We start from the raw sequence: 15,142 nt of genomic DNA on the forward strand, positions 1-15,142 counted from the left end.
GCCGCTAGATGGCCCGAACGTGCTTTTCGCGCCATACCGGGCAGCGAAGGTGCGGACCGGAGCCACCCGGCCTCGCTCATGTCCGAGGCGGTGCGAGCCAGCCCAGGTCGGTGAAGAAGTCCAGGTAGGTGTGGACGAGCGCTTCGGTGACGGGCGGGGACGTGGTGCCCAGGGCCTCCTCGGTGGCGGTGGTGTCGATCGCGGGGTAGAAGCCCTCGCTGTCGGCCATCATGAGCTCGAAGGCGTCGAGCAGCGGGAGCATCGCGTTGTCGCGGTCGCCGGTGACGGCGGCGCGCCATTCGTCCGCCGGCAGCTCGCGGAGGTCGTGGCCGTAGCTGCGGACGGCGGCCACCAGGTCGGCGAAGTCCAGGAAACCGGGGCTGTCGATGTGAAACGTGCCTTTCGCGTCCATTGTGGACAAGGCAACGACTGCCGAGGCCGCGTAGTCGACGGGAACCATGTGCAGTGGCGCGGTCAGGCCCCGCGGGTAGGCGCCTGCCTGGATGAGGCCCTTGACCGACATCCACACGAAGTCGCGGGTCTGGCAGGCTCCCGTCGCCGTGTCGCCGGAGACGAGGTCGACGCGGTAGACCGAGACCGGGAGGCCGCGGCCGCGTGCCAGGTCGAGGACTTCCTCGGCCACCCACTTGCTCTGCGTGTAGCCGCTGGGCAGGGCCTCACCGGGGCCGGCAGGATCGGTGACGCGCAACGGAACGCCGCGGGTGACCGGGCCCGCGAAGACGCCGGTCGTCGACACGTGGTGGAACGGCACCGTCCGGTGGCGGGAGGCCAGGCGCAGCAGCTCGACCGTGCCGCCGACGTTCGCGGCCTTGAGCGCGCGGTACGGCTGCAACCAGTTGACCTCCGCCCCCGCGTGGTACACCGCGTCGACCAGGCCCGCGAGCCGGTCGAACTCCTCCGCCGCGAGTCCCAGTCCCGCCGCCGCGAGGTCGCCGACGACCACCTCGACCCTGGCGAGGTCGGCCTTGATCCGGTACCACTCCAGGTTCTCCCGCAGCCGGCGCAGTCCGTCGGCGGGATCGGCCGCGCGCACCACACAGTGCACGCGCGCCTCCGTCGACTCCAGCAGCTCCCGCAACAGGAACGCACCCAGGAAACCGGTGGCGCCGGTCAGCAGCACGTCGTCCAGCTCGGAGACGATCGTGCCTGCCGGGACGACGTCGTCGGGCAGGATGATCTCCGCCGCCCAGTCCACCGCCGCGTCCACGGCGTCCGGCGCAGGCGCCAGCACGCCGTCGAGGTAGGTGGCCAGCGCGTGCGGCGTCGGGTGGTCGAACACCGCGGTCGGCGGCAGCGTCAGGCCGGTCTTCGCGCCGAGGCGGTTGCGCAGCTCGACCGACAACAGCGAGTCGAAACCCAGGTCGGGGAACGACGACGTGACAGGCACGGCCGCAGAGTCGTTGAGCCCCAGCACGTCGGCGGCCGCGGCCAGCACCTCCTTCAGAACCTCGCCGAGCCGTTCCTCCGCACCAACTCCTTCCAGCCGCTCCGCAAGGGATCGAGCGTCACCAGGCCCGCGCGCGGCACGGCGGAGGGGAAGCCTGGCGATCTCGCGCAGCACGACGGGAACCTGGTCCGGCCGCGACCGCAGAGCAACCTCGTCCAGTGGCGCCGCAACGACCACGGGAGCACCGTCCCGCACCGCCGCGTCGAAAACCGCGACGCCGAGCTCCGGTCCGATCGCCGGGTAGCCCGCACGTTCGATGCGCCTGCGGTCGGCGTCGTCGAGGTGCCCGGTGACGCCGCTGGTGACGTCCCACAACCCCCAGGCGATCGAGGTGGCGGGCTTCCCCTCGGCGGCGCGCAGGGCGGCGAGCCCGTCGAGGTAGGCGTTGGCCGCGGCGTAGTTCGCCTGCCCCGCACCGCCGATGGTCGCCGCGAGCGACGAGAACAGCACGAACGCCGTGACGTCACCCGCGAGCTCGTGCAGGTGCCGGGCGCTGTCGGCCTTGGCGGCGAACACCCTCGCCACGCGCTCCGGGGTCAGGTCGGCGACGAGACCGTCGTCCGTCGTGCCCGCGGCGTGCAGGACGCCGTCGACGGGATGTTCGGCGAGCAGACGGGCAACGGCGTCGCGGTCGGAGACGTCGCACGCGGCCACCACGACTCGCGCGCCGAGCCCGGTCAGTTCGGCTTGTACGGCGTCGGCGCCCGGGGCGGAGGTGCCGGCGCGGCTGGTCAGGACGAGGTCGCGCACGCCGTGGGTGACGACGAGGTGGCGGGCCAGGAGGGAGCCGAGGGCTCCGGTGCCGCCGGTGACGAGGACGGTGCCGGTCCAGCGCCCGGACGGCCCGTTGCCAGACGGCGCGCGACGCAAGCGGGGCACGAACACCTCCCCACCGCGCACCACCACCTGCGGCTCCCCCAACGCCACCACAGCTCCGAGCAGCGCGTCGGACGGCCGCTCGTCCGCGTCGACCAGGACGACCCGCCCCGCGTGCTCGGACTGCGCGGACCGCACCAGCCCCCACACCGCCGAAGCCGCCACATCGCGAACCGGCTCACCGGCTACCGAGAAAGCGCCCTTGGTGAGCACGACGAGCGGGTCCGCGGCATTCCCCGCGAGGTGCCGCTGAAGCTCAACCAGCACAGCCGAAACACACTCACCTGGATCGACGCGCGACGGCTCGACCACCCCCGCCCAACCACCAGAAGCGTTCTCTGACAAGGGCAACGCGATCCAGTCCGGACGCAGCAACGCATCCAAGGGGCGCAACCGGGCGACAGCGGTGTCCTGCCCAACCGTGATGCGAACCTCGTCGACCACGGCGACCAGTGCGCCCGAAGGATCGGTGAGCGACAAGGAAACGATGTCCTCGTCACCACCCACCGCGGCCCGCAGCTTCGTCGCACCGTGCGCGAACACCTCAACGCCGCGCCACTCAACCGGGACGGCACCCGGCCGGACCGCCTCCAGCACGTCGTCGAGCAACGCGGGGTGCAGGACGAACCCGCCGGAATCCGCCTCGACCTCGACACCAGAGCCGTCCAGCAAAGGCGGGGCAGAGCTGGAGCGGGTCAGCAGGCCCTCAGCGTGCAGCGTCCACGCCGTGTGCCGCTCGGGTCGCGAGTGGACGGTCACGGGTCGACCGTCTGGTCCGGGTTCGCCGACCCGCACCTGGAGGTGCAGCGCACCGCGAACGGGCAGCACCAGCGGGCTCTGCGTGGTCAGGCCGGCCAGCCGGGGAGTTCCCGTCTCGTCGCCCGCGCGCACCGCGAGTTCGACCAGCGCGGAGGCCGGCACGCGGTCGCCCCACGGGTTGGCCCGGCCGGTGACTCGTCCGGTGAGCACCACCTCGTCGCGCCCGGCCACCGGAACGACCGTGTCGAGCACCGGGTGGTCCGTCGCGTCCAGCCCTTCGGTGGCCACCGACTCGACCACCCAGTACCGCTCCCGCTGGAAGGCGTACGTGGGCAGGTCGACGCGCCGGCCGCCGAGGCCCGCGAAGAACGCCTCCCACGACACCGGCACGCCCCGCGCGTGGACCGCGGCCAGAGCCGTCACCAGGTCGACGACCTCGTCACCGCCGTGCTGCGCCCCCACCGCGCCGTCGTGCACCTCGCGGACCAGCGGGGTCAGCGCTGCGGCAGGGCCCACCTCGACGAACGTCTCGACGCCCGCCGCGACGAGGGTGTCGACGCAGGTGGAGAAGAGCACGGCGGCGCGCACGTGCCGGACCCAGTGGTCCGCATCGAGCTCCCGCACCTCAGAACCATCCACATTGGACACCAATGAGATTTCGGGACGTTGGTGGGTAACGGACTCCGCCACAGCGCGGAACTCGGCCAGCACCGGCTCCACGAGCACGGAGTGGAACGCGTGGCTGACGGTGAGCCGTTTGACGCGCACGCCGCGTGCCTTCAACGTCTCAACGAACGGCAGAAGCGCGTCCTCACGCCCCGACAACACGACCGACGACGGTCCGTTCACCGCAGCCACGTCGACACCGGGTGGCAGATCGTCCACTTCGGACGGAGGGAGCGCGACAGCCACCATGGCGCCACCCGCGGGCAGTGCGCCGAGCAACCGGCCCCTGGCCGCGACCAGCCTGGCGGCGTCGGACAGGGAGAACACCCCGGCGACGTGCGCGGCGGTCAGCTCGCCGAGTGAATGGCCCGCGACGAAGTCCGGTCGCACGCCCCAGGACTCCAGCAGCCGGTGGAGGGCGACCTCGAAGGCGAACAGCGCGGGCTGGGTGAACTCGGTGTCGTGCACCGCGTCCGTGTCCAGGACGTCCCCGAGCGGCCGGCTCAGATGCGGGTCCAGCGCGGCGACGACGTCGTTGTGCGCCTTGGCGAACACGGGGAACCGGGCCGCCAGCTCACGTCCCATGCCCGGCCGCTGGGCGCCCTGGCCGGTGAACAGGAACGCGGTGCGCCCGCCGGCCACGGCCGTTCCGTCGCCGAGAGTGCGCAACCCGTCCAGCAGCGCATCCCGGTCGGCCGCGACCACAGCCGCCCGCCGGTCCAGCGCGGCACGCCCGGTGGCGAGGGTGGTGGCGACGTCGAGGACGGAGAGATCCGGATGAGCCTCCAGGTGCACAACCAGCGCAGCAGCCTGCGCGCGCAACCCAGAACCGTCCTTTCCGGACAGCAGCACCGGCACCGGCAGCTCCGCCCGTTCCACCAACTCGACCGGCTCATCAGGCGGTGCCTGCTCGACGACCAGGTGGGCGTTGGTACCGCTGACACCGAACGCGGACACCGCACCCCGGCGCGGACGTCCGTGATCGGGCCACGGCCGAGCCTCGGTCAGCAACTCCACCGCGCCGGACGACCAGTCCACGACCGGCGTGGGGGCGTCCACGTGCAGGGTCCGGGGCAGCACACCGTGCCGGATCGCCTGCACGAGCTTGATCACGCCGCCCACCCCGGCCGCCGCGACGCTGTGGCCCACGTTCGACTTGAACGAGCCCAGCCACAGCGGCTCGCCGGACGGCCCCCGCTCCTTGCCGTAGGTGGCGAGGAGGGCGTGGGCCTCGATCGGGTCGCCGAGCCGGGTCCCGGTGCCGTGCGCCTCGACGACGTCTACATCGGACGGTCGGAGGCGGGCGTCGGCGAGGGCGTCGCGGATGACCCGTTCCTGGGCGCTTCCGCTGGGCGCGGTGAGGCCGCTGGAGGCGCCGTCGGAGTTGACCGCCGAGCCGCGCAGCACGGCCAGCACGGGGTGACCGTTGCGGCGTGCGTCGGACAGCCGCTCCAGAAGCAGCAATCCCGCGCCCTCCGCCCACGCCGTGCCGTCCGCGGCGGCGGCGAACGACTTGGCGCGACCGTCGGCGGCGAGACCGCGTTGCTGGGAGAACTCGACGAACCCGCTGGGCGAGCCGTACACGGTGGCTCCGCCCGCCAGTGCGAGCGCCGACTCCCCCGACCGCAGCGACCGGAGCGCGAGGTGCAGTGCGACCAGCGACGACGAGCACGCGGTGTCGACGGTGATCGCCGGGCCCTCCAGCCCGTAGGTGTAGGCGATCCGGCCCGACGCGACGCTGGAGAGCTTTCCGGTCATCAGGAAGCCTTCCAGCTCCCGCGGTCCGGCCAGCCCGAGGTAGCTCTGCTCGCCCACTCCGGCGAAGACCGCTGTGCGGGAGCCTCGCAGGGCACCGGGATCGATGCCAGCGCGTTCGAAAACTTCCCACGACAGCTCCAGCAGCAGCCGTTGCTGCGGATCCATCGCCAACGCCTCGCGCGGGGAGATGCCGAAGAACGCCGCGTCGAACGTCGTCGCATCGTTGAGGAATCCCCCTCGATCGGTGTAGGACCTGCCCGGCTGGCCCGGTTCTGGGTCGTAGAGCGCGTCGACGTCCCAGCCGCGGTCGGACGGCCACGGTCCGGTGCCGTCGCGGCCGTCCTCGACCAGCCGCCACAGGTCGTCCGGGGAGGCGATGCCACCGGGATACCGGCAGGCCATCGCGACCACGGCGACGGGTTCCGGTTCGGCCGCCTCGAGCTCCTCGACGCGCTTGCGCGCCTTCTGCAGATCGGCGGTGACCCACTTGAGGTACTCCATGAGCTTCTGCTCGTCTGCCATTGCTCCACTCCGGGTCGCTGCGGATCGGGACTCAGCCACCAGCGCGGCCGAACTCGTTGTCGATGAGGGCGAACAGCTCGTCCGAGGTCACGTCGCCCAGCGGGTCGATCTCCGCGGCCTCGTTCCACCGGGAGAGCAGGCCGCGCAGCCGGGTGGCGACGGCATCGCGGTCGGCAGGCCGGACCTCGGCCAGCACGGCCTCCAGCCGGTCGAGCTCCGCGTGCAGGGGATCGACCGCGTCCTCGGTCATCCGGTCCACCAGTGCTCCGGCCAGCGCGGCCGGGGTCGGGTGGTCGAAGACGACGGTGGCGGGCAGGGTCAGACCGGTGGCCGACGCCAGCCGGTCGCGCAACGCCACGGCGGTCATCGAGTCGAACCCGAGGTCCCCGAAGGCGAGGTCGACGCCGACGGCCGAGGAGTCGCGGTGACCGAGCACGGCCGCGACGTCGGCGCGAACCCGGTCGAGCACGGCCCTGCGCACCTCGGAGTCGGTGAGGCCGGTCAGGTCGAGCGCACCTCGTTGGGACGCAACAGGTGTGGCGCGCGCTGGGACGTACGCGACGCCGTCACGCACCGCGGCGAACGGAGTCCCGTCGGCCAGGACGGCCGCGGGAAGGACCAGGTCGGCACCGGGCGCGTAGTCGACGGCGATCACCGGCCCTCGACGCGGCGCCGAGGCCCACAGCGCGCCCTGCTCCGGATCGGCCGGCTCACCCGCGACGGAGACACCGCCGGTCGTGGCCACGACGATCGGAACACCGGCAACGCGCGGGTCGGCGAGCCAGGCCGCTGCGGCCTCTTCGGAGGCGTCCTGGCCGAGGAGCACGACCGCGTCGACAGGGGTGCTGGGGAAGTCCGCACCGACCACGGCGATCACGGCGTGCGCGTCCGACGGCAGGGCGTCCCAGTCGTGGCCGGCCGGAGCGCGACCCGAGGCGAACGCGGCCACCGGCACGTCGGCCAGCACCACCTCCCCCACGCGCGGCCCGTCCTCCCGCACCCGGACGTCGTGCCAGCGCACCGGAACGCGCCACACCGCGGGCCCCGGCTCCGAGGGGTGAGCAGCGTCCAGGACCAGCGGGTCCACCGCGTGCACAGGTGGAGCACCGGGGTCGGGCACGAGAACCCCTGCGGCGTAACGGATCCACGCGTCGCCCACCGAGCCGTGCACGGTCACCTCGCGAGCCCCGTCCTCGTCGGGCGCACCGACGCGGACCTGCACCCGGACCGGACCGGCGGCCACGAGCGGCGCCTCGATGACCAACGACCTCAGCGCGGCGGTGCCCGCCTCGGCTCCGGCCCGCAGCGCGAGGTCGACCAGCACACCCGCCGGTGCGACCGGTGCGTCGACCACGACGTGCCCGGACAGCCACGGCAACGTCTCCTCGGACACCACACCGGACAGCACGAGTTCGCCGGTGTCGGCCAGTGGCACGAGAGTGCCGAGCACCGGGTGGTCCAGCGAGGTGAGCCCGGTGACGGCGGGGGCGCCGACCGGTGCGGCGTTGATCCACAACCGTTCGCGCTGGAACGCGTAGGGCGGCAGGGCCGTGCGGATTCGCTTGCCCAGCACGGCGTCCCAGTCCACCGTCGCACCCCTCGCGTGCAGGGTGCCGACCGCGGCGGCGAGGGTGTGCTGCTCCGGCTGGTCCTTGCGCAGCGCGGGCACGGCAGGGATCCGGTCGGCGACCAGGGCGGTGAGCACCGCGGCCGGACCGACCTCCAGAACCGAGCCGGCGCCGTGGGCCGCAAGTCCGTCGACGGCGTCGGCGAAGCGCACCGCCTCGCGGACGTGCGCGACCCAGTGCTCCGGATCGGTCACCCCGCGGCTGCCCGCCAGCGCACTGACGACAGGGAGGCGCGGCTCCGCGAACGTGACGCGGCGGGCGACCTCGCGGAACTCCGCCAGCATCGGGTCCATCAACGGCGAGTGGAAGGCGTGGCTGACGGTGAGCCTGCTGGTGCGGCGGCCACGTCCGGCGAGCGCCGCGGCGACGGCCAGGACGGCCTCCTCGGCGCCCGAGACCACGACCGCGGCCGGTCCGTTCACCGCAGCGATCCCCGCGACCTCCCGGTGCGGCGCAAGCAGTTCGGCGACCTCGTCCTCGGAGGCCGCGACGGCCACCATCGCCCCGCCGGGCGGCAACGCCTGCATGAGCGCACCCCGTGCGGCGACCAGGGCTGCGGCGTCGCCGAGCGTCAGCACCCCGGCCACGTGCGCGGCCACGATCTCGCCGATCGAGTGCCCGGCGACCACTTCGGGGACGATCCCCCACGACTCGAGCAGCCGGACCAGCGCGACCTCCACCGCGAACAGCGCCGGTTGCGCGTACCCGGTGCGGTCCAGGTCGGGTCCGCCCTCGAACACGACGTCCCGCAACGGGCGGTCCAGGTGCTCGTCGAACACGGCGCAGATCTCGTCGAACGCCTTGGCGTACCGGGGATGCGCCGCGTACAGCTCCTGCCCCATACCGGCGCGCTGGCTGCCCTGCCCGGTGAAGACGAAGGCCAGTCCACCGCTCGACGGGGCCAGCGGCACCGCGTTCCGCAACGCGGCGGCAGGGTCGTCGTCCGGGCCGACGGCGACCACGGCGGTGTGCTCGAACCGGGCCCTGGACACCAGATCCCGTGCGCAGGCCGCGAGATCGGCACCGTCAACCCGGTCCGCAATGCGATCAAGCTGCGCACGCAACGCCTGCCCAGACCGGGCCGACACCACCAACGGCACCACATCAGGTCGATGAACGGCTCTTTTGTCCACCTGAGGTGAACAAATGAGCCGTTCATCACTTGCGTCTGAAGGTTGCTCGATGATGACGTGCGCGTTGGTACCCGAGATGCCGAACGACGACACACCGGCGCGGCGCGGGCGTTCCGCGACCCAGTCGCGGGCTTCGGTCAGCAGCTCGACCGCCCCGGAAGACCAGTCGATGTGCGGCGAGGGGGTGCGGACGTGCAACGTCTTGGGCAGCACGCCGTGCTTCATGGCCATGATCATCTTGATCACACCGCCGACGCCCGCCGCGGCCTGGGTGTGGCCGATGTTGGACTTGAGCGAGCCCAGCGCCAGCGGCGTGGGACGTTCGCCGCCGTAGACGGCCAGCACCGCACCGGCCTCGATCGGGTCGCCCAGCGTGGTGCCGGTGCCGTGCGCCTCGACAGCATCCACTTCGGACGGTTGCAGGCCGGCGCCGGCGAGGGCGGCACGCAGAACGCGTTGCTGCGACGGACCGTTCGGGGCGGTGAGGCCGTTCGACGCGCCGTCGGAGTTGACCGAGGAGCCGCGCACCACGGCGAGCACGGTGTGCCCCTTGGCCTGAGCGTCGGACAGTCGCTCGACCAGCAGCAGGCCGACGCCTTCCGCCCAGCCGGTGCCGTCGGCGTCGTCGGAGAACGACCTGCACCGGCCGTCGGCCGAAAGTCCGCGCTGCCGGGAGAACTCGACGAACGCCGTCGGGGTCGACATCACCGTGACACCGCCGGCCAGCGCCAGATCGCATTCACCGTTGCGCAACGCCTGCGCCGCCAAGTGCAACGCCACCAAGGAAGAGGAGCACGCGGTGTCCACCGTCAACGCGGGTCCCTCGAAGCCGAACGTGTACGCCAACCGTCCGGACGCGACACTGCCCAGGGTGCCTCCGGCGAGATACCCCTCCAGCTCGGTGGCGGCGGGACCGGACGCGCCACGTCCGTAGTCGTGGTACATCACGCCCGCGAACACGCCGGTCTTGCTGCCGCGCAACGAAACGGGGTCGATCCCCGCGTCCTCCAGCGTCTCCCACGCGGTCTCCAGCAACAACCTCTGCTGCGGATCGGTCGCCGTGGCCTCGCGCGGCGACATGCCGAAGAACGCCGCGTCGAACTTGTCGGCGTCGTGCAGGAACCCGCCGTGCTTCGAGTACGTGGTGCCGGTGTGGTCCGGGTCGGGGTGGTAGAGCGCGTCGACGTCCCAGCCGCGGTTCGTGGGGAACTCCGAGATGGCATCGGCCCCGGAAGCCACGAGCTCCCACAGGTCCTCCGGCGAGCGGACCCCTCCGGGGTACCGGCACGCCATGCCGACGATGACGATCGGGTCGTCGTCGACGCTCACCCGCACCTCGACGGGCGCGGCCGGTGCGGCGGCTGCCATCCGCTCGCCGAGGTGCGCGGCGAGTGCCGCCGGGGTCGGGTGGTCGAAGATCAGGGTCGTGGACAGCGTCAGGCCGGTGGTGGCGCTGAGCCGGTTGCGCAGCTCCACCGAGGTCAGCGAGTCGAACCCGAGCTCGGAGAACACCCGGTCGGCGGCGACACCCGCCGGATCGGCGTGCCCGAGCACCGCCGCTGTCTGGGCGCGGACCAGGTCCAGCAGAGCAGCCGGGTCGAGCGCCGCGGGCTTCGCGGCTGTTCGCCGGGTGCCCACGAGCCCGCGAAGCACCTCGGGCACGGCCGGCCCGCCCGCGCGCAGCACGGCCGTGTCGAGCCCGGTGATCGCGACGACCCCGTCCGCGCCGGCGAACGCGGCCATGGCGGCGTCCTCGTCCATCGGGGTCAGCCCCAGGTCGGCGATGCGGCGCAGGTCGGCATCGGCGAGCCCGTCGGACATCGCGCTGGCGGACGACCACAGCCCCCAGGCGAGCGAGTCGGCGGGCAGCCCGAGCGACCGGCGGTGCGCGGCGAGCGCGTCGAGATAGGCGTTGGCGGCGCTGTAGTTGGCCTGCCCGGCGGTGCCGATGACCCCCGCGATCGAGGAGTACAGGACGAACGCGTCGAGGTCGCCGGCCAGCTCGTGCAGGTTCCACGCCGCGTCGACCTTGGGCCGCAGCACGGCGTCGACCTGGTCGGCGGTGAGCCCGTCGAGCACACCGTCCCGCACGACACCGGCCGCGTGCACGACCGCCGTCACGGGATGCTCGGCGAGCAACGCGGCGAGCGCGTCCCGATCGGCCACGTCGCACGCTGCGACGACGACCTCGGCCCCCGCTTCCCTCAGCTCCGCGAGCAACGCGGGGTCGACCCTGCCGGAACGACCGACCAGGACGAGCTCACGGGCACCGTGCTCGGCAACGAGCCGGCGCGCGAGCACCCCGCCGAGCGCACCACCGGCCCCGGTGACCAGAACTGGGCCCCGGTCGTACCTCTTCGGCGCCGCAGGGGCGACGCGCGCCAGCCGCGGAGTGAGCAGCGCACCTTCCCGCACGGCCAGCCGGGACGCACCCGAGGCGATGGCGGCGGCGATGTCGCCGGGGGTCGCGGGACCGTCGAGGGTCACGATCCGGCCGGGGTTTTCGGCCACCGCACTGCGCAACAGACCCAGGACGGCGGCGGCCGCGAGGTCGGTAGGGGCCTCGGGGCCGTCGGCGCCCCGGGTGAGGGCAACGAGGACTGTTCCGTCGAGGCCAGGTTCGGAAAGGAAGGCTCGGACGGTTGAGAGGGCCGCGTGCACGGCGGCGGTGGTGGCGGCGGCGTCCGTGGCGGCGGGGAGGATCGGGAGGACGACGGCGCGGGGCGACTGCTGGGCGAGCGCCGCCAGGTCCACGACCTCGCCGAGCGCAGCCAGATCCGCGGAGCCAAGCGCCCCCGCGACCCCGCCCAACACCACGACACCGTCGACCGATGCCGCCGGACGCTCCACAACCTCCCACCGCAGAGCCAGAATCGGCGCCGCGGACACCCCATCCGCAACGGGCCGGAGCACCAGCTCCCCCACCTCCGCGACCGGAGCGCCCGAGCCGTCCGCGACCACGAGCGCCACCGAGTCCCGCCCGGTCTTGGTCAACCGAACGCGAGCCGCAGCCCCCGCCTGCCCCGCAACCGTCACCCCGGACCAGCTGAACGGCAAAGACGCGGGACGATCCCCCACCCCACCGGGCAGCAGGACGTGCAGGGCGGCGTCGAGCAGCGCGGGATGCACCGCATAACGAGCAGCGTCGAGCGACTCCGGCAGCTCGACCTCGCAGTAGATGTCCTCACCCACGGTCCAGGCACGCGACAGACCGAGGAACGCCGGCCCGTACTCGAAGCCCGCATCAGCGGCGCGGTCGTGCAGACCGTCGAGATCCACCTCGACCGCCCCGGCCGGAGGCCAGGAACGCAACCCGGCAGGCGCCGGGCCGTCAGGACCGAGCTTCCCGCTCGCGTTGGCGACCCAATCCCCATCAGTTCGCGAATGAACGGTCAGCGGACAAAAGCCGTGAACATCCGGCGCGCCAACGACCAGCTGGACGTCGACCACCCCCGTCGGCGGGATCACGAGCGGGGCGGTCAGCACCAGGTCGGCGACGTGCGGCACGCCCGCGACGGACCCGGCCCTGGCGGCCATCTCCAGCAGCGCGGTGCCGGGGAGCGGCAGCACGCCGTGAACGCGGTGGTCGACGAGCCAGGGATGATCAGCGGTGCTCAACCGTCCGGTGAGGACGGTCGTGGACGAGTCGGCGACCTCGACCGCCGCGCCCAGCAGCGGGTGGTCGACGCCGGCGAGGCCCGCCGCGCCGAGGTCGCCGGCGGAACGCGTCTGGTCGAGCCAGAAGCGCTCGTGCTGGAACGGGTACGTGGGCAGGTCGACGACGACCGGACCGCGGCCGAGCACCGCCACCCAGTCGACGGGAACTCCCCTGGCGTGCAGCTGGCCCAGAGAGTCCACAACGGACATCGCCTCGCGGTCGGCTCGCACAGCGGCGACGGCGGAAGAACCGATCAGACCGGAAAGCACCGGCCGAGGACCGATCTCCAGCACCGTGCGCACCCCTTGCGCGGACTGCAGGGCCGCGCGGAAGCGGACCGGTTCGCGCACCTGCCGCACCCAGTACTCCGGTGTGCCCCACGCGGCATCCACGTCGGCAGTCGGGATCACCGGGATCTGCGGCTCACTGGGAGTCACGCGGGCCAGAACAGCGCGGAAGTCGTTCAGCATCGGCTCCATCAACGGTGAGTGGAACGCGTGGCTGACCGCGAGCCGGGTCGTGCGGCGTCCGGTCAGCGCCGCGCCCACGGCGAGCACCCCGGCCTCGTCCCCGGACACCACGACGGACGCAGGCCCGTTCACCGCGGCGATGCCGACGCCCTCGGTCAGCAGCGGCAGCACCTCCTCCTCGGTGGCCTCGACGGCGAGCATCGCCCCGCCGGGTGGGAGCGCGGCCATCAACCGGGCACGCGCAGCAACGACGGCAGCGGCGTCGGCGAGACTCAGCACACCGGCCACGTGCGCCGCGGCGAGCTCACCGACCGAATGTCCGATGAGGACGTCCGGCCGCACGCCCCACGACTCGAACAGGCGGAACAACGCCACCTCGAACGCGAACAACGCGGGCTGGGCGACACCGGTGTCCGTCAGGTCGCCCTCGGCGATCACCGAGCGCTCCAGTCCGAGCGCGGCGCACGCCTCGTCGAAAGCCGAAGCGAACACCGGGAACGCCTCGGCGAGCTCCAGGCCCATGCCCGCGCGCTGGCTGCCCTGGCCGCTGAACACGAACGCGGTCTTGCCCGCCCGTGCTTCCACCCCGCCCGTGATCCCGCGCAACGCGGCGACCAGCGTGGCCCGGTCCGTTCCCGACACGACTGCCCGGCGCGGCATCGAACCACGCCGTTGGGTGAGCGCGGCGGCGACATCCAAGTCGGTGACCGCGAGCCCATCAGAAGACGCCCAGTCCGCGAGCCTGCGCGCCTGCGAGACCAGAGCGGCGTCCGTGCGCGCCGACAGCACCCACGGGGTCGCCGGCAGCACCGGCCGCGGCTCCTCAGCCGCAACCGGGTCCACTGCCTCGATCACGACGTGCGCGTTGGTCCCGCCAAATCCGAACGACGACACCGCGGCCCGGCGCGGACGGTCCACCTCCGGCCACGGCCTGGCCTCGGCGAGCAGGTCGACCGCGCCGGAGTCCCAGTCCACATGGGACGAAGGGGTGCCGAGGTGCAGGGTTCTGGGCACCACGCCGTGCCGCATGGCCTGCACCATCTTGATCACGCCGCCGACACCGGCCGCCGCCTGGGAGTGGCCGATGTTGGACTTCAGCGAGCCCAGCAGCACCGGCCCGGACGTGCCCCGGTCCTGCCCGTAGGTGGCCAGCACGGCCCGCGCCTCGATCGGGTCGCCCAGCGTCGTGCCGGTGCCGTGCGCCTCGACGACGTCGACGTCGGCCGCGGTCAGCCTGGCCGACGCCAGCGCCTGCCGGATGACCCGTTCCTGCGCGGGGGCGCTCGGTGCCGTCAGGCCGTTGGACGCGCCGTCGGAGTTGACCGCCGAGCCGCGCACCACGGCGAGAACGGTGTGCCCGTTGGCAAGCGCGTCGGACAGCCGCTCCAGCACCAGCACGCCGACGCCTTCGGACCAGCCGGTGCCGTCGGCGTCGTCGGAGAACGACTTGCACCGGCCGTCAGCCGAAAGTCCGCGCAGCCTGGAGAACTCCACGAACGCCGTCGGCGTGGACATGACCGTCACGCCGCCCGCGACCGCCAGGCCGCACTCGCCGCGGCGGAGTGCGCCGGCGGCGAGGTGCAGTGCCACCAACGAAGACGAGCACGCGGTGTCGACGGTGAGGGTCGGCCCCTCGAAGCCGAACGTGTAGGCCAGCCGCCCGGAGGCGATGCTGCCCGCGCTGCCGCTGAACAGATACCCCTCGACGCCTTCCGGCGGCAGGTCGGGACGCGAGCCGTAGTCGTTGTACATCACGCCCATGAACACGCCGGTCCTGCTGCCGCGCAACGAAACGGGGTCGATGCCCGCCCGCTCCACGGCCTCCCAGGTGGTCTCCAGCAACATCCGCTGCTGCGGGTCGACCGCGACCGCCTCCCGCGGGGACAGCCCGAAGAACTCGGCGTCGAACCCGCCGGTGTCCTCCAGGAACCCGCCACCGGTCGCGTAGACCTTGCCGACCGCGTCGGGGTCCGGGTCGTGCAGGTCGTCCGGCCAGCCCCGGTCGGACGGGAACGGCCCGACGGCGTCGACGCCGTCCGCCACCAGGTCCCAGAGCTGCTCGGGCGTGCGGACGCCACCGGGGTACCGGCAGGCCATGCCGACGATCGCGACCGGCTCGTGCTCGCGTTCCTCAGCGTCGCGCAGCTTGCGCTTCGCGTCCCTCGCGTCGGCGATGGCGCGCTTGAGGTAGTCGCGGAGTTGGT

2 pseudogenes are annotated in these 15,142 nt (G+C 72.9%); both read right to left on the reverse strand.

Features of this window, described 5'->3' with window-relative positions:
• Positions 1-76: 76 nt before the first annotated feature.
• Positions 77-6,049, reverse strand: a pseudogene (locus ACFOWZ_RS04310) (thioester reductase domain-containing protein); the annotation flags it as partial.
• Positions 6,050-6,296: 247 nt separating this feature from the next.
• Positions 6,297-15,140: pseudogene (locus ACFOWZ_RS04315) on the reverse strand (SDR family NAD(P)-dependent oxidoreductase); the annotation flags it as partial.
• Positions 15,141-15,142: the final 2 nt, after the last annotated feature.

This window comes from Lentzea rhizosphaerae (assembly GCF_042649515.1).
GTDB lineage: Bacteria > Actinomycetota > Actinomycetes > Mycobacteriales > Pseudonocardiaceae > Lentzea > Lentzea aerocolonigenes.